This window comes from Mycobacterium terramassiliense (assembly GCF_900157385.1).
Taxonomy (GTDB): Bacteria; Actinomycetota; Actinomycetes; order Mycobacteriales; family Mycobacteriaceae; genus Mycobacterium; species Mycobacterium terramassiliense.
Map to the genome: position 1 here is coordinate 1,359,484 of NZ_LT717701.1, position 16,681 is coordinate 1,376,164.

The window sequence follows — 16,681 nt, forward strand, 5'->3', positions numbered from 1 at the left end:
ATATTAGCACACCGGCTCAGCCGAAATCGAGAAAAAGATTTGCACCGTTCGAGGCCAGAGAGGAACCGTGGCGGAGTTCGAGAGCGTCTGGAGCGATCTACAGGGCGTTGCGTTTGAGCAGGGCTACCTCGAGGCAGGGGGAGTGCGGACTCGGTATCTGCGCGCGGGCGATCCCGGCAAGCCCGTGCTGGTGCTGCTGCACGGATCGGGCGGCCACGCCGAAGCCTACGTTCGCAACCTGGCGGCGCACGGCGAGCATTTCTGGACCTGGTCGATCGACATGCTCGGCCACGGCTACACCGACAAGCCCGGCCACCCGCTCGAGGTTCGCCACTACGTCGAGCACCTCATGGCCGTGCTGCGCACCATCGGTGTCGATCGCGCCTGCGTGAGCGGCGAATCGCTCGGGGGCTGGGTGGCCGCGCGCGCCGCGGTCGACCATCCCGACGTGGTCGACCGGCTCGTCCTCAACACCGCCGGCGGGTCCCAGGCCGATCCGGTGGTGATGCAGCGGATCATCACACTGTCGATGGCCGCCGCCGAGAACCCGACCTGGGAGACGGTGCAGGCGCGGATCAAATGGCTGATGGCCGACAAGTCCAAGGACTACGACGATCTGGTCGCCAGCCGCCAACGCGTGTACCGCCAACCGCGGTTCGTCGAGGCCATGCGCGACATTATGGCGTTGCAGGATCCCGAGATTCGCGCACGCAACCTGCTGGGGCCGGAGGAATACGGCGCCATCATCGCCCCGACGCTGGTGCTGTGGACGAGCGACGATCCGACCGCCGACGTGACCGAGGGCCGCCGCATCGCCTCGATGATCCCCCATGCGCGCTTCGAGGTGATGCCCGGCTGCGGCCACTGGCCGCAGTACGAGGACGCCAAGACCTTCAACCGGCTGCATCTCGATTTCCTGCTGGGACGGTGATGGGCGCCAAGGGGCAGAAGACACCGGAAACCGACGTCGACGTGGTGGTCGTCGGCGCGGGGCCGGTGGGCCTTACCCTCGCGAACATCCTTGGCCTGCAGGGAGTCCGGACGCTCGTCATCGACGAACGCGACAGCCTGATCGACTACCCCCGCGGGGTCGGGCTGGATGACGAGGCGTTGCGCACTTTTCAGTCGATCGGGCTGGTCGACCGGATCCTGCCGCACACCGTGCCCAACCAGATCTTGCGTTTCGTCGACGGCAAGCGTCGCGTGCTGGCCGAAATGGCGCCACCCGATGCGCGTTTCGGCTGGCCCAAGCGCAATGGCTTCGTGCAGCCGCTCGTCGACGCCGAATTGCTGCGCGGCCTGGACAGATTCGACCACGTCGAGGTGCGGTGGAACCGGCCGATGACCTCGTGCGTACAAACCGACGACGCGGTGCGCGTCGAATGCGGCACCGAGTGCGATGCCGCCAGCGTGCGGGCGCGCTACGTCGTCGGATGCGACGGCGGGCGCAGCATGACCCGCCGGATGATGGGGGTGTCCTTCGACGGGACGACTTCGTCGACGCGGTGGCTGGTCGTCGACATCGCCAACGACCCGCTGGGCCACCCGAACAGTGAGGTCGGTGCCGACCCGGAACGGCCGTACGCCTCGATCTCGATCGCGCACGGAATTCGCCGCTTCGAGTTCATGATTCACGCCGACGAAACCGATGAACAGGCCGAAGACCCGGCGTTCCTGACGCGCATGCTGGCGCGGATGGTGCCGCACCCCGACCGGGTCGACGTGATCCGGCGGCGCGTCTACACCCATCACTCGCGGATCGCCGGCGCGTTCCGCAGTGGCCGGCTGTTGCTGGCGGGCGACGCCGCCCACCTGATGCCGGTATGGCAGGGACAGGGTTACAACAGCGGGATCCGGGATGCGGCCAACCTGGGCTGGAAGCTCGCGGCGGTGGTGACCGGGAGCGCCGAGGACCGGTTGTTGGACACCTACGACATCGAGCGGCGCAAGCATGCTCGGGCGATGATCGACCTCTCCACGATGGTGGGCCGGGTGATTTCGCCAACCGACCGCAGGATCGCCACCGCCCGGGACCTCCTCGTGCGGTCGGCGTCAATTGTGCCCTCCCTCAAGCGGTATGTGCTGGAGATGCGGTTCAAGCCGATGCCCCGCTACGAGCAGGGTGCCGTCGTGCACCCCTCCCCGAGCCGGGCCGACTCCCCGGTGGGCACCCTTTTCGTCCAACCCCGGGTGGATACCCGCACCGAGCAGGACGTGCTGTTGGACGACGTGCTGGGCGACTGGTTCGCCGTGCTGTGCTGGAACAACAACCCGCGCAAGATACTCGGCGACACGGCGTTCGCGAAGTGGAAAGCCCTGGGCGCGCGCTTCGTTGCGCTGCGGCCCGTGACGCAGCTGCATTGGACCGGCCACGACGATCCCGATGTCGTGGTGGTCGGCGATCGGGGTGGCGCTGTCAAATCCTGGTTCGACACGCATCAGGAATCGGTGCTGTTCCTGCGGCCCGATCGGTGCATCGCCGGCGCCTGCATCGCTCAGCTCGCGCCCGAGCTGAGCGCCGCACTGCTGGACACCCTGGCCCTCACACCGGGAGGGGGTGATCTGAACAGTGACACTGGCTCTGTGCTGTATGTCGCACAGCCCGCTCCTGAATCTTCCGGGGCCGTCGCGGGACCTGCTTGACGACATCGAAGGCGCAATCGCACAGGCGCGAGAATTCGTCGAGGATTACGATCCCGAACTGGTCGTCATCTTCTCCCCGGACCATTACAACGGGTTCTTCTACAAGGTGATGCCGCCATTCTGTATCGGGTTGCGCGCCAACGGAGTTGGCGATTACGGTACCCACGCCGGACCGCTCGATGTTCCGGAGGGGCTGGCGGGAGACTGCGCGAAGGCCATCCTCGACGCCGGCGTCGACATCGCGGTGTCGGCCGGCATGGACGTCGACCACGGCACCGTGCAGCCGCTGGAGAAGCTGTTCGGCGACGCGACCGCGCGCCCGGTGATCCCGATCTTCATCAACGCCATCGCGGTGCCACTGGGGCCGTTGCATCGCTGCCGCGCGCTGGGTTCCGCCGTCGGCGCCTACCTGGCCACCCTGGACAAGCGGGTGTTGGTGCTGGGCTCCGGTGGGCTTTCCCACAGCCCGCCGGTGCCGACGCTCGCGACCGCGCCCCCAGCGGTGCTCGAGCGGATTGTGGACGGCCGGCCCATGACCCACGAGCAGCGGCAAGCCCGGCAGGCGGCCGTGATCGAAGCGGCCAAAGACTTCGCCGGCGGCCACAGTGACCTGCAGCCACTGAACCCGGCGTGGGACCACCGCTTGCTCGAAATCATCGACGACGGAAACCTCGCCGATCTCGACGGGTGGTCGAACTCGTTCGTCGCCTACGAAGGCGGATCCTCGGCACACGAAATCAGGACGTGGGTTGCGGCTTTCGCGGCGCTTCAGACAGCCGGGGCCTACCAGACCACCGTCCGTTACTACAAACCGGCAGCCGAACTGATCGCGGGCTTCGCCATCCGAACGGCGGTGCCGAAATGAGCGCCGCGCCCTCGACAGCGGACGGCTTCGACCATGTGGTCGACGTACTCATCGTCGGATCCGGCGGTGGGGGCATGGCGGCCGCGTTGACGGCCCAAGCCGCGGGGCTGGACGCGTTGGTGGTGGAGAAGTCGCCATATTTCGGCGGCTCCACCGCCCTTTCGGGAGGCGGCATCTGGGTGCCCGGGGCACCCGCGCAGCGCAGGGAGGGCTATCACCCGTCGCCCGAAGAGGTCGCCAAATACCTGCTGCAGATCACCGACGGACTGGTCAGCGAGGCGCGGATACGGCAGTACGTCCAGTCAGCGCCACAAATGCTGGAATTCCTCGAAAACCTCTCGGGGTGGTTCGAGTTCGTCTGGAAGCCGGGCTACGCCGACTACTACCCGGAGCTGCCCGGCGGCTCGGAGTTGGGCAGCACCATCAACGTGCCGCCGATCGACCTGCGAAAGCTGGGCGACGACGAGCAAAAGCTGCTCAAACCTCTGGCGCTCGCCCCCAAGGGAATCTGGTTGGGGCCCAAGGAATTGCGGACGTTCTACCGGATCAGGCAGTCGTGGGCCGGCAAAGGCGTCCTGCTCAAGCTGATTGCGCGGATGGTCCGGGCCAGGGTCTTCGGCGAACGGATGGCGGCGATCGGGCAGTCACTGGCGGCCCGGCTCCGGCTGGCCATGAGAGAACGCGGCATTCCGCTGTGGCTCGAGACGCCGATGGTGGAGTTGCTCACCGACGCCGCCGGATCGGTGACCGGCGCGTTGGTGCTCAGGGAGGGCAGGACGGTCAGCGTCGGGGGGCGCCTCGGAGTCATCCTGGCGTCGGGGGGTTTCGACCACGACCTCGCGTGGCGCAAAGAGCAACTGCCGGTGCTCGACCAGGACTGGAGCTTCGGCAACCCCGCCGCGATGGGCGACGGCATCCGCGCGGGCCAAAAAGTCGGCGCCGCAACGGAGTTGCTCGACGAGGCCTGGTGGTTTCCGGCGATCCAGTGGCCCGACGGCCGCATGCAGTTCATGCTCAACGAACGGATGATGCCGGCGCAGTTCATCGTCAACGGCGAGGGCAAGCGCTTCATCAACGAGGCGGCGCCCTACATGGACTTCGGTCACGCCATGATCGACGGCCAGAAGTCCGGAGTCACCCACATCCCCTGCTGGCTCGTCACCGATCACAGGTCGTGGAATCGCTACGTCGTCGGCGGCCATCTGCCGATACCGAAGATCCCGGGGGCGCCGGTTCCGACCGGGCGCAAGGTCCCGCGGGCGTGGCTGGAGTCGGGCGTTGTCAAGGCGGCGACGAGCTGGGACGAGATGGCGGCCAAGATCGGCGTCCCGGCGCGGCAGCTTGCCGAGACCGCCGCGCGCTTCAACGAACTGGCGCGCAAGGGCCACGACGACGATTTCAACCGCGGGGACAGCGTGTACGACAACTACTACGGCGCCCCCACGCTGCCGAACCCCAACCTGTACCCGCTGGGCGGCCCGCCGTATTACGCGTTCCGCATCGTCCTCGGCGATCTCGGCACCTCGGGCGGCCTGCGCACCGACGAGTACGCCCGGGTGCTGCGCGACGACGACACGGTGGTGCGGGGACTGTACGCGGTGGGTAACACCGCGGCACCGGTCATGGGTCGCAGCTACGCCGGCGCGGGGGCGACCATCGGGCCGGCCATGACCTTTGGCTTCGTCGCAGCGAAACACGTTGCAGCCCACGCCGCAAAGCAGACCCTGTAGTTCTCATAGGAGGTAGTAAATGAAGATCTCACTGTTCTACGAATTCGCCCTGCCGCGACCCTGGGCGCCCGACGACGAGCGGATCCTGCTGCAGGATTGCCTGGACGAGGTCGAGGCGGCCGACCAGGCCGGGTTCTCCACCGTCTGGCTCACCGAGCATCACTTCCTCGAGGAGTACTGCCATTCCACCGCGCCGGAGATCTTCCTGGCCGCGGCCAGCCAGCGGACCAAGAACATCCGGCTGGGGTTCGGCATCATGCACCTGTTGCCGGCGGTCAATCACCCCGCCCGGGTGGCCGAACGCATCGCCACCATCGATCTGCTGTCGAACGGGCGGGTCGAGTTCGGCACCGGCGAGGGCTCCTCGGTTGGCGAATTGGGCGGATTCGACGTAGATCCCGCCGACAAGCGCGCACAGTGGGAGGAGTCCCTCGAGGTCGCGATCCGCTGCATGATCGAGGAGCCGTTCACGGGATTCAAAGGCGAGCAAATCCAAATGCCGCCCCGCAACGTCATCCCCAAGCCGATGCAAAAGCCGCATCCACCGGTCTGGGTCGCGTGCACGCGCCCGGCGAGCGTACAGATGGCGGCCCAAAAGTGCATCGGCGCACTCAGTTTCGCCTACACCGGCCCGGGGCCGCTCACCGAGCGGGTCAACGGCTACTACAAGGAGTTCGAGGAGAGCGGTGTGCCCATCACGCCGCGGATCAACCCGAACATCCTGGCCATCGGCGGCGACCTGTCGATGATGGTCGCCAAGACCGACGAGCAGGCGCTCGAGCGTCTCGGGCAGGGCGGCGGGTTCTTCTCCTTCGGGATCATGCACTACTACCTGACCGGGATGCACAGCCCGGGCCGGACCGGCGTGTGGAAGCGGTATCTGGAGGAGGTCGAGAAGGACCCGACGCTGGCCTACGGCCCCGGCCGCGGCGCCATCGGATCACCGGCCACGGTGCGCGAATTCCTGCGGGGCTACGAGGAAAGCGGCGTCGACGAGATTATCCTGCTCCTCAATCCGCGTAGCCACGAGGGCACGATGGAATCCATCGAGCTGATGGGCAAAGAGGTGCTGCCGGAGTTCATCGAGCGCGACGCGAAGGCGGTGGCCGACAAGGCCAAGCGACTGGCGCCGGTCCTGGAGAAGGTCGAGGCGCGCCGGCCGGTCTCGACCGCACCGCAATTCGATGAGACCTACGCGTTCGGCGGGCTGCCCACCGGCCGCGACAAGTTCACCGCCAGCGAGATCCCCGAGGCCATGGCGGAGATCAACGAGGGCCGCGTCCAGGCGGCGCAGCGCCTCAAGGAACAAAAAGAGCAGGGGAAGTGAGACCGGGAAACATTTCGATTTAGGACCATTGGTGGGACGACTCGAGGAGCTGTGGCGCTACGACGGCCGCCGCGCCGTGGTGACCGGATGCGCGTCGGGCATCGGCGAACACGTGGTGCGGCAGCTCAGCCAACTCGGGGCGTATGTTATCGGCCTCGACAAGCGCCGGCCCTCCTTCGAGCTCAACGGGTTTCACGAGATCGACCTCGCCGACCCGGAGTCGATCGATCGCGCGGTGGCATCCATCGACGGGCCGGTCGACGCGCTGTTCAACGTGGCCGGCGTCTCGTCCGGGATCGGCGACCCCCCGCTGGTGGTCACCATCAACTTCCTCGGGCTGCGGCATGTCACCGAGGCGCTGATCGAGAAGATGCCCGCGGGGTCGTCGATCGTCAGCGTCTCGTCGCTCGCGGCCGCGGGATACCGTGACCATATTCCGGCGGTGGCGCCGCTGCTCCATACCGCGACCATGCGGCAGGGTGTCGAATGGTGTCGGGCGCACCCCGATGCGCTGGCCGGTGGCGGCTACCAATTGTCCAAAGAGGCGATCATTCTGTACACCATGCGTAATGCCGTGCCGCTTGGCGCCCGGGGCATCCGGATCAACTGCACCGGCCCGGGGGTCACCGAAACCCCGATCCTCGATCAGCTCCGCACCGCCTACGGGCAGGGGTTCCTCGACGACATTCCCAAGCCTTTGGGGCGTGTTTCCGGGCCCGACGAACAGGCCTCGGTTCTACTGTTTCTGAATAGCCGCGCGGCCAGCTATATCTCGGGCCAGGTGCTGTGGGTCGACGGTGGAAACGTGGGCGCGGCGATCGCCCGTGAGCTCGAGGAAGGGGCGCCGTGGCCAGCGTAGGCGATTTCCGGCGGGCCGCCCGCGAGGTCTCCAACTGGGGTCGCTGGGGAGCCGACGACGAGCTGGGCACGCTGAACTTCATCACCGCCGACAAGGTTGCCCAGGCCGCCGGCCTGGTGCGCCACGGCAAGGTGTTTCCACTCGGCGTGGACTTCGGTGCGTCGGGCCCGCAGGGCGCCTTCGAGTTTCGGCACAACCCAGTGCACGTCATGACCGTGGACGGCGGCGACGTGAACACGCTGGCCAAGTATGGCCCCGACTGGACGCGAAATCCATTGGCCAAGCAGCTAAGTGGATACATGACCGCCGACAATCCGTTCCGCTTCAACGATGACATGATCATCATGCCGTTGCAGGCGGCCAGCCAATGGGACGCGCTGTCGCACGTCTACTACGACGACCAGCTCTACAACGGCTTCCCGGCGGATTCGGTGACCAGCATGGGAGCCTTCCACTGCGGCATCGACAAGGTTGACGGCAAGGGCATCACCTCGCGGGGTGTCTTACTGGACCTCGTTCGCCATCGCGGGGCGGAGGTCTTCCTGGAAGCCGGTAACCCGATCTCGCCGGAGGAACTGGACGACGTCGTTCGCGCGCAAGGGGTGACGGTCGGGCGGGGCGACATCGTGTTGATCCGCACCGGTTGGTGGACGAAGTTCCTCGAGACCGGGAACAAGATGGAGGGCTATTCGGGCCTGGACTGGCGCTGCGCCTCGTGGCTGCACGACCACGAGGTGGCGGCGGTCGCGGCCGACAACCTCCAAGTCGAAGACCTGGTATCCGGCGTCGATGGGATAACCTTCCCCCTCCACCTGCTGTGCCTGCGGGACATGGGGCTGATGTTCGGCGAGTACTGGGATCTCGGCGCGCTCGCAGCCGACTGCGCCGCGGACGGGGTGTACGAATTCCAGCTCGTCGCGCCCCCGCTGAGAGTCGTTGGCGCCGTGGGCTCCCCGGTGAACCCGATCGCGATCAAGTGATGGAGGTTCACCGCAAGACGACGCTGGTCGACGGGCTGGCCACCAGCTATCTGGAGGCCGGCGAAGGCGACCCGGTAGTGCTGCTGCACGGCGGCGAGTTCGGCGGCAGCGCCGAACTCGGGTGGGAACGCAACATCGCCGCGCTCGCCACCCAATACCGCGTGCTGGCGCCGGACCAGCTGGGGTTCGGGCGGTCGGCCAAGGTCATCGACTTCGTCGACGGCCGCGGCATGCGAATTCGCCATGTCGCCCGATTCTGCGAGCTGCTGGGCATCGACTCGGCCCACTTCGTCGGCAACTCGATGGGCGCCATCAACCTGCTCACCGACGCCACGTCCGAGCGCCCCCGGTTGCCCATCCGCAGCCTGGTGGCGATCTGCGGGGGCGGGGAGATCCAGCAGAACCGGCATTTCGACGCGCTGCAGCAGTACGACGCGACCCTGCCGGCGATGCGCCGCATCGTGGAGGCGTTGTTCTACGATCCCGGCTACCCGGCGGACGAGGATTACGTCCGCCGACGGCACGAGTCGAGCACCGCGCCCGGCGCGTGGGAGGCGGTGGCAGCGGCCCGATTTCGTCGCCCCGACGCCGCACCGTCTTCGGCCCCGTCGAGCGCGCGCGCCTACGATCGCATCGGTGTGCCGACGCTCGTCGTCGAGGGGGGAGAGGACAAGCTCCTCCCGTCGGGGTGGGCCGAGCAGATCGCCAAGCAGATCGAGGGCGGCCGCTCGGAGGTGATTCCCCGGGCGGGTCACTGCCCGCAGATCGAGCAGCCCGGAGCGGTCAACGCGTTGCTGCTGGATTTTTTCGCGACGGCCTGCGGTCAGAACGTGTAGTCCAGCCGCGTCTGCATGCCGGCGTCTTGGTGGTAGGTGTTGTGACAATGCAACTGCCACAGGCCCGGATTGTCGGCGACCAGCACGGCCAGGATCTTCTGCTTGGGCAGCACGATGACGGTGTCCTTGCGGGCGCCCGGGCTGCCGTCGGCGTTGATCAGCTGGAAGGTGTGCCCGTGCAGGTGAATTGGGTGATACATCATGGTGGGGTTGTCGAACGTGATGGTGGGCCGTTCGCCCTCGCGGACGTGCAGCGGATCGGTGTCGCTGTACGGCCTCCCGTTGATCATCCAGTTGTATTGCACCATGTTGCCGCCCAGCACGACGGGCAGGTTGAGGTCGGGCTGGGGCCGCCCCAGGTTGACGGGCGTTGTGGCCGTGAACATTTCGATGGTACCCACCCGTTGGCCGAGTTCGCCCGGTTGAAACCCGGGGTCGGGTGCGCTGCCGGTGCCGGTGGAGAGCAGCGCGCGAGCCAGGTCGTTCTTTCCTTCCGCCAGCGCGACCAGCGGGAAGACGCCGTCGGCCGCGGTCACGATGACGTCGTACCGTTCCGCCATGCCGATCAGCAGGGCGTCGACCTGGGTGGGCACCACGGGAAAACCATCGGTATGGGTCACCGTCATTGAATGCCCGGCCAGCGCGACGCGAAAAGCGGTGTCGGAGCCCGTGTTGATGAATCGGATCCTGATGCGCTGCCCCGGCTTCGCTTTGAATGTCGTGGGCGCCGCCGGGATCCGGCCGTTGATCAGGTAGTAGGGATAGTCGATGTCGCCGGCATCGCCGCCGAGCAGATCGCTCTTAGTGCCGCCGTTGTCGGACATGCCAGGCATCTCCGGCATCCCGGACGTCGGCGTCGGCGAGGTCGTCGCGTTGGCCGGGGTCGTGGATGTCGTCGAAGTCGTCGGCATCGCCGAGCGGCTCGGCTTGTCCGGACCGGTGAGCTCGTTGTAGAGCTGCTGCGGGCTCTTCCCGACGCCATCCGTCCAATCGTCAAGGACGACAATCCATTCGGCGTCGTAGTCGCCCTCGCTCGGGTCGTCGACAATGACCGGGAGATAAAGACCCATGTCGGCGTCCAGGCCGGTGTGCGGATGGCCCCAGTAGGTGCCCGGATTCGGCACGGAGAAGCGGTACGTGAAGTCCTGGCCGGCCGCGATGTTCGGGGTCGCGGGCGCGGCACCGTCCATGTCGTTGCGCAGCGCGATGCCGTGCCAATGCACCGAGGTCGGATGGTCCAGCCGGTTCGAGACGGTGACGACCAGCTCGTCGCCGACCTTGGCCCGGATCAGCGGTCCGGGGATGTTGTTGCCGTAGGCCAAGGTACGGGCCACCGGCCCGCCGAGATCGACCTGCGCCTGCTGGGGCGACAGGCTGGCGGTCACGGTGCGCCCGCTGTGCGGCCGAGCCTTTTCGGCGGCGGCGATGGCGGCGGCCATTTGCGCTGTGGCGCCCGATACCTGGGAGTTGGATTGGCCGCAGCCCGCCAGCGCCAATCCCCCGGCGACGCTTGCGGCCATGAAGCCGCGCCTGGTCAGTAGGGCCCCGTCGAACGGGACCCCGCCTGTGGGCAGCACCGGCATTGCGCGCTCCTCGTCTTGCGTCGACCCGCCCCCGGCGCCTTATACCGTGCTCGGCCGTCGGCTGGAACGCAAGTACCGAGTTATCGGGCGTGCCGGTAGATCTGGGTGGCCGGTGCCGAGGGCACCCCGAGTTCGGCCGCGACGGCGTCGACCGCACGCTGGGCGACGTCGAGGTCCACCCGGCCGTCGGCGGTGTAGCAGGGGCCGACGTAGCGCTCGTAGTGGCGTTGCGCCTCGTCGCGCGTCAGCCGGTCCAGAAACGACGCCACGTAATCGACGGCGAGATCGGGTCGTTCGGCCATCGTCCGCAGCGCGCGTCGGTTGGCCCGCACCACGGCCTGCACCGCCGGGCTGTCGATCTGAAGGCGGGTCGCATCCACGGCCACCCCGACGGTGGGGATCTGAAAGTGATCTCCGACCCAGGCCAGCACGTGGAAGCCTTCCTCCTCGGCGACCTGCTCGGGTGCCATGGTGCTGCCGACATACGCGGCGTCGATCGAGCCATCGCGCAGCCTCCGCAGATCCATCTGGTAGTCGCCCGGGGCCCGCGCCACACACTCGAGGTCGCGGTCGGGGTCAAGGCCGTGCTGGCGCAGCACGATCCGCGCGAAGCACCCGGGGGCGGTGTGCCCCGCGTGTACCGCGAGCCTGCGTCCGCGAAGCTCCGCCATGGCGGACACCCCGGGTCCGCCGAGGAACCAGAACAGCGGGCGGTGGGTGTTCACGCTCAGCACCGTCCACTCGATGCCGTGAGTCAAGCGCGATAACAAGCTCCGGCCGAGGCCGATCGTCACGCAGGAGCGCAGACGCTCTGTTTCCCAAGCGATTCCATCTCGCACCGCGACGTGGACCCCTTCGTCTTGGAAGTAGCCCTCCTGATCGGCGATGTAGGCGATCAGTTCCTCGTGTATGCCGCGCCCGACGTAGGCCAGGTCGATCGTGTGCATGTCGCGTTCAGTCCATCGCGATGCCGCCGTTGACCGGCAGATAGTGCCCGGTGGTGAAACCGGAGTCCGCGCTTGCCAGGAACGCAATGGTGTGGGCGACCTCATCCGGCGTCACCAGCCGCCCCATCGGAGCGGCCTCTCCGAGCTCACGCACCCGATCCGGCGTGAGTTGGCCGGTCACCGTCGTCCCGCCGACGGTGGCAGGTGCGACGAGGTTGGCGGTGACCCCGTGCGGTGCCAGCTCGAGTGCGACGTATCGGACGAACTGGTCCAGGGCCGCCTTCGCCGTGCCGAGCGCGATCATCCCCTCGCGGGGACGGCGGGACAGCCCGGTGCTGAGATAGATCAGCCGGCCATAGCCGCGCGAAACCATCCCCGGCACAACGGCCTTCGTCAGCATGAATGCGGCATGCAGCTCCGCGTCCACCTTGCCGCCCAGCTGTTCCCAGGTGAGGTCGGCGAACGAGGTGACGACGAACGGAATCAGCGCGTTGTGCACCAGGACGTCCACACCGCCCCAGCGCTGCGCGGTTTCGTCGATCATGGCGGAGACGTCATCCGGCGCTGTGACGTCGGCCTTGATCGCCACGGCCTCGCCGCCGGACGATGTGATGCCGGCGACCACCTCCTCGGCCTCGGGGCCGCTGGAGTGATAGTTGACCACCACCCGAAACCCGCGTTCGGCAAGCACCCGCGCCGTCGCCGAACCGATCCCCCGGCTGGCTCCGGTGATCAATGCGACCCGAGGCATCATCGACCCGCCCGCCCGCTACTGGGCGCCGCTGGGCGCGGCAGAGGCCGCCCAGTCGCTGAAGTGGGTGGGGTAGATCGTCGGGTCCTCGCTGTCGAGGGGAACGATGGTGTGCTCGTCGAGTTTGGTACCGAAATAGCGGGCCTCGGGGTCGCCCACCACCTGACGTGGATCGCCGGATGCGGCAAGGGCGGTCCGGATGAAGTCGTCCATGCCGCGCTTTTCGGGCCCGGCGATATTGGTCATGCCGTTCGTCGGATCGCTGATCGTTGCGCCGGCGACCGCGGTGGCGACGTCTTTGGCGGCGATCGGCTGGAACGCCCCGACCGGCAGGCGGACGGTGTCGCCGTCGGTTGCCGAATCGGCAATGGCACTGAGGAATTCGAAGAACTGCGTCGCTCGCACGACGGAATACGGGTTACCCGATTCCTCGATCAGCTTCTCCTGGGCAACCTTGGCCCGCATGTAGCCACTGTCCGGGGCGCGGTCGGCGCCCACGATCGAGAGGGCGACGTGGTGCTGCACGCCGGCCGCGCGCTCGGCGGCGAGAAGGTTTGTGGTCGACGCGGTGAAGAAGTGCATCACCGGGTCGTCGTCGAAGGAGGGCGAGTTGGACACGTCCACCACCGTGTGCACACCCGCCACCGCCTCCGCGAGACCCTCGCCGGTCACGGAGTCGACGCCCGAGCGAGGCGAGGCCGAGATCGCCTCGTGTCCCAACGCGGTCAGATTGGCAATAACCTGCGAGCCGATGAGTCCCGTGCCGCCGATGACCAAAACCTTCATGATCGAGCCCTCCCGACGTAGCCGATGAACCGGTGAAACTCAGCATTCCACTTCGACGCGACCGCGCGAAGCCCGTCGAAAGTGAATTGATATACGCCCAGGTCGCCGGGAGCCCTAAATCAATTGCTTGACTTAACGTTGCCACCGCCGATTAACTCGTCGTGTGGTCAACGATCTGGCGGGCAAGGTAGCCATCGTCACCGGCGGGGCATCGGGGATCGGGCGCGGCACGGTGGAGAAGTTTGCGGCCGAGGGCGCGCGGGTCGTCATCGCCGACGTCGAAGTCGACAAGGGTGAGGCGCTCGCCGCTGCGCTGGGCCCCGACGCCGCCTTCCGGCGGACCGATGTCTCCGACCCCGAGCAAGTCGGGGCGCTGGTGGCCGCGGCTGTCGACAAATTCGGCGGCCTGCACGTGATGGTCAACAACGCCGGCGTCTCGGGCACCATGCACCGCCGATTCCTCGAGGACGATCTGGCCGACTTTCACCGCATCATGGCGGTCAACGTCCTGGGCGTGATGGCGGGCACCCGAGACGCCGCCCGGCACATGGCGGCCCACGGCGGCGGCTCGATCATCAACATGACCTCGATCGGCGGGATCCAGGCCGGCGGCGGGGTGATGACCTACCGCGCGTCCAAGGCGGCGGTCATCCAGTTCACGAAATCCGCGGCGATCGAGTTGGCGCACTACGAGATTCGGGTGAACGCCATCGCGCCGGGCAACATACCCACGCCGCTGTTGAAGACGTCGGCCACGAACATGGACGCCGAGCAGCTCGAGCGGTACGAGGCGGGCATCCGCGAGACGATGCGCGCCGACCGGCCGCTGAAGCGCGAGGGCACCGCCGAAGACATCGCCGAGGCGGCGCTCTACTTCGCCAGCGACCGGTCGCGCTACGTCACGGGCACCGTGCTGCCGGTCGACGGGGGCACCGTGGCGGGCAAGGCGATCCGGTCCAAGAAGCGGGAGGGGTGACAAGCACGGCTCGAGCGTGACGGTGCCGTCACGCTCGGTCCCCAGCGTGACGGCAGCGTCACGTTCGATGGCAACAAGTTAAATCAAGCGCTTGACTTAAACTGGAGGACGGAGTTGACTAGCGGCATGACCACGGCAGACAGGACCGTTCGCACCGAGCGCGCGAGCTCCACCCAGGAGGCGATCCTGGTGGCGGCCGAGCGGCTGTACGCCGAGCACGGCATGTTCGCGGTGTCGAACCGGCAGGTCAGCGAGGCCGCGGGGCAGGGGAACAACGCCGCGGTGGGCTATCACTTCGGCACCAAGGCCGACCTGGTGCGCGCCATCGAGCAAAAGCACCGCGGTCCCGTCGAGCAGCTTCGCGACCGCATGGTGACCGAGGTGCTGGAATCGGGCGGCTCGGCCGACATGCGGGCCTGGGTGGCCTGCCTGGTGCGCCCGCTCACCGACCACCTCGAGGAGCTCGGCAACCCCACCTGGTACGCGCGCTTCGCGGCGCAGGCGATGACCGACCCGGCCTACTACAACATCATCGTCAAGGGCGCGCTGAGCTCTCCGTCGCTGGTTCAGGTCGTCGACGGGATCAACGGTTGCCTGCCCAACCTGCCGGCCGAGGTGCGATTCGAACGCAACATCATGGCCCGCAACCTGTTGATGCACACCTGCGCCGACCGTGAACGCGCGTTGGCGGCGGGTTCACCCATGCACCAATCGTCTTGGCGCGCGGCGGCATCCGGCCTCATCGACGCGATCGTGGGCCTGTGGCTGGCGCCCGTGACGCCGGACGAATAGGGGGGCAGATGAAAGTTACTGTCGACCAAGACATTTGCGCGTCATCGGGTAACTGCGTCATGAACGCGCCCGGGGTATTCGACCAGCGTGACGACGACGGCGTGGTGGTCTTGCTCAATCCCCATCCAACGCCCGACCAGGCCGACGGAGCACGGCGCGCCGCCGCGGCGTGCCCCGCATTGGCCATCCACATCGAGGAATGAAATGTCGGACACACTGACGAGCACGAAGACCGAAGCGGGTCCGCGGATCCCGGACTATCCGATGGCGCGGGATGCGGGCTGCCCCTTCGCCCCGCCGCCGGACGTCATGGCGCTCGCCGACGCCCGGCCGCTGAGCAGGGTTCGGATCTGGGACGGCAGCACACCGTGGCTGATCACGGGCTACGACCAGGTGCGGGAGCTGTTCTCCGATTCGCGCGTCAGCGTCGACGACCGCACGCCGGGGTTTCCGCACTGGAACGAGGGCATGTTGTCCACCGTGCACAAGCGGCCGCGATCCGTCTTCACGGCCGACGGCGAGGAACACACCCGCTTCCGGCGGATGTTGTCGAAGCCCTTCACCTTCAAGCGCGTGGAAGGGTTGCGGCCGAGCATCCAGCAGATCACCGACGACCACATCGACGCGATGCTCGCCGGACCGCGGCCCGCCGACCTCGTCACCGCGCTGGCCCTGCCGGTCCCCTCGCTGGTGATCAGCCAGCTGCTGGGCGTGCCGTACGAAGACGCGGACATGTTCCAGCACCACGCCAACGTCGGGCTGGCGCGCTACGCGACGGGGGAGGACACCGTCAAGGGCGCGATGAGCCTCCACAAATACCTGGCCCAGCTGGTCGAGGCCAAGATGGAAAACCCGGCCGAAGACGCGGTGTCGGACCTGGCCGAGCGGGTCAAAGCCGGGGAACTGAGCGTCAAGGAGGCCGCGCAGCTGGGCACCGGACTGCTGATCGCCGGCCACGAGACCACCGCGAACATGATCGGGTTGGGCGTGCTTGCGCTGCTGCAGAATCGGGATCAGCTGGCCGTCATCCGCGATGCCGAGGACCCCAAGATCGTCGCGAATGCGGTCGAGGAACTGTTGCGCTACCTCAGCATCATTCAGAACGGTCAGCGCCGCGTGGCCCTCGAAGACATCACCATCGCCGGCGAGGTCATCCGTGCGGGCGAGGGCATCATCATCGACCTGGCCCCGGCGAACTGGGATTCGCGGGTGTTCACCGAGCCGGATCGGCTTTACCTGCACCGCTCGGGCGCCGATCGCAACGTGGCGTTCGGCTACGGCCGGCACCAGTGTGTCGGGCAGCAGCTTGCCCGCGCGGAGCTGCAGATCGTCTACCGCACGCTGTTCCGCCGGGTCCCGTCGCTGGAACTGGACATCCCGTTCGAGCAGGTGCCGTTCAAACACGACCGGCTTGCCTACGGCGTCTACGAATTGCCGGTGACCTGGTGAGCTCATTTCCTTTCCAAGCCGATTACCGTCGACAATGCCGATCCCGAATGGAGGGTCAATGATGACGACTCAAGCAAGCACCGTTTCGCTCTATCCGCCGGGAGGCTTTGGCGCACCGAAGGATCGCCGCGGGCACGCCGCCGGCAGCAACGTGGGG

General features: G+C 67.3%; 15 protein-coding genes and 1 pseudogene. 12 read left to right on the forward strand and 4 right to left on the reverse strand.

Annotated features, from left to right (window positions below; translation table 11 throughout):
• Positions 1-67 precede the first annotated feature (67 nt).
• The 8 genes and pseudogenes from MTAB308_RS21145 to MTAB308_RS21180 all read left to right on the forward strand — a co-directional run bounded on the left by MTAB308_RS21145 (position 68) and on the right by MTAB308_RS21180 (position 9,240).
• Positions 68-931 carry an alpha/beta fold hydrolase gene (locus MTAB308_RS21145; protein ID WP_077101844.1) on the forward strand — a complete coding sequence of 288 codons (864 nt, stop codon included), beginning with the start codon at positions 68-70 and terminating at the stop codon, positions 929-931.
• A complete protein-coding gene (locus MTAB308_RS21150; protein WP_077101846.1) occupies positions 931-2,643 on the forward strand; it encodes a bifunctional 3-(3-hydroxy-phenyl)propionate/3-hydroxycinnamic acid hydroxylase in 1,713 nt (570 codons plus the stop codon). The genes MTAB308_RS21145 and MTAB308_RS21150 overlap by 1 nt, the downstream gene beginning before the upstream one ends.
• Positions 2,591-3,508: a 3-carboxyethylcatechol 2,3-dioxygenase gene (locus MTAB308_RS21155; protein ID WP_245831462.1), complete on the forward strand. Its 918-nt coding sequence runs from the start codon at positions 2,591-2,593 to the stop codon at positions 3,506-3,508. The genes MTAB308_RS21150 and MTAB308_RS21155 overlap by 53 nt, the downstream gene beginning before the upstream one ends.
• Positions 3,505-5,254: pseudogene (locus tag MTAB308_RS21160) on the forward strand (FAD-binding protein). Before MTAB308_RS21155 ends, MTAB308_RS21160 begins: the two are co-directional and overlap by 4 nt.
• Positions 5,255-5,257: 3 nt before the next feature.
• On the forward strand, positions 5,258-6,565 hold the full coding sequence (locus tag MTAB308_RS21165; protein WP_077101852.1) for an LLM class flavin-dependent oxidoreductase: 1,308 nt from the start codon (positions 5,258-5,260) through the stop codon (positions 6,563-6,565).
• Positions 6,566-6,596: 31 nt separating this feature from the next.
• On the forward strand, positions 6,597-7,424 hold the full coding sequence (locus MTAB308_RS21170) for a coniferyl-alcohol dehydrogenase (protein WP_077101854.1): 828 nt from the start codon (positions 6,597-6,599) through the stop codon (positions 7,422-7,424).
• On the forward strand, positions 7,412-8,404 hold the full coding sequence (locus MTAB308_RS21175; RefSeq protein ID WP_077101856.1) for a cyclase family protein: 993 nt from the start codon (positions 7,412-7,414) through the stop codon (positions 8,402-8,404). The genes MTAB308_RS21170 and MTAB308_RS21175 overlap by 13 nt, the downstream gene beginning before the upstream one ends.
• Positions 8,404-9,240 (forward strand): alpha/beta fold hydrolase, encoded by an 837-nt coding sequence (locus tag MTAB308_RS21180; protein WP_077101858.1) that lies wholly within the window; start codon positions 8,404-8,406, stop codon positions 9,238-9,240. Before MTAB308_RS21175 ends, MTAB308_RS21180 begins: the two co-directional genes overlap by 1 nt.
• Here the strand turns inward: MTAB308_RS21180 and MTAB308_RS21185 are convergent.
• From MTAB308_RS21185 to MTAB308_RS21200, 4 genes are all read right to left on the reverse strand, one after another.
• Positions 9,228-10,823, reverse strand: coding sequence for a multicopper oxidase family protein (locus tag MTAB308_RS21185; RefSeq protein WP_077101860.1), 1,596 nt, complete (start codon positions 10,821-10,823; stop codon positions 9,228-9,230). The two genes, MTAB308_RS21180 and MTAB308_RS21185, sit on opposite strands and share 13 nt — an antisense overlap.
• An 80-nt stretch (positions 10,824-10,903) precedes the next feature.
• Complete coding sequence (locus MTAB308_RS21190) at positions 10,904-11,770, reverse strand: ABC transporter substrate-binding protein (protein WP_077101862.1); 867 nt, start codon at positions 11,768-11,770, stop codon at positions 10,904-10,906.
• Positions 11,771-11,777: 7 nt separating this feature from the next.
• Positions 11,778-12,521: an SDR family NAD(P)-dependent oxidoreductase gene (locus tag MTAB308_RS21195; RefSeq protein WP_083746621.1), complete on the reverse strand. Its 744-nt coding sequence runs from the start codon at positions 12,519-12,521 to the stop codon at positions 11,778-11,780.
• A gap of 18 nt (positions 12,522-12,539) precedes the next feature.
• Positions 12,540-13,307: an SDR family oxidoreductase gene (locus tag MTAB308_RS21200; protein ID WP_077101866.1), complete on the reverse strand. Its 768-nt coding sequence runs from the start codon at positions 13,305-13,307 to the stop codon at positions 12,540-12,542.
• A 163-nt stretch (positions 13,308-13,470) separates the two neighbouring features.
• Here MTAB308_RS21200 and MTAB308_RS21205 point away from each other — a divergent pair, with 163 nt between their 5' ends.
• The 4 genes from MTAB308_RS21205 to MTAB308_RS21220 all read left to right on the forward strand — a co-directional run bounded on the left by MTAB308_RS21205 (position 13,471) and on the right by MTAB308_RS21220 (position 16,524).
• Positions 13,471-14,283, forward strand: a complete 813-nt coding sequence (locus MTAB308_RS21205) for an SDR family NAD(P)-dependent oxidoreductase (RefSeq protein ID WP_077101868.1) — start codon at positions 13,471-13,473, stop codon at positions 14,281-14,283.
• 126 nt (positions 14,284-14,409) lie between these two features.
• Entirely contained in the window at positions 14,410-15,075 is a 666-nt protein-coding gene (locus MTAB308_RS21210) for a TetR/AcrR family transcriptional regulator (protein WP_077101870.1), read from the forward strand.
• A gap of 8 nt (positions 15,076-15,083) precedes the next feature.
• The gene (locus MTAB308_RS21215; RefSeq protein WP_077101872.1) at positions 15,084-15,278 is read left to right on the forward strand and encodes a ferredoxin; all 195 of its coding nucleotides are present in this window, start codon (positions 15,084-15,086) and stop codon (positions 15,276-15,278) included.
• A 1-nt stretch (position 15,279) separates the two neighbouring features.
• The gene (locus tag MTAB308_RS21220; RefSeq protein ID WP_077101874.1) at positions 15,280-16,524 is read left to right on the forward strand and encodes a cytochrome P450; all 1,245 of its coding nucleotides are present in this window, start codon (positions 15,280-15,282) and stop codon (positions 16,522-16,524) included.
• The last annotated feature ends 157 nt before the right edge of the window (positions 16,525-16,681 follow it).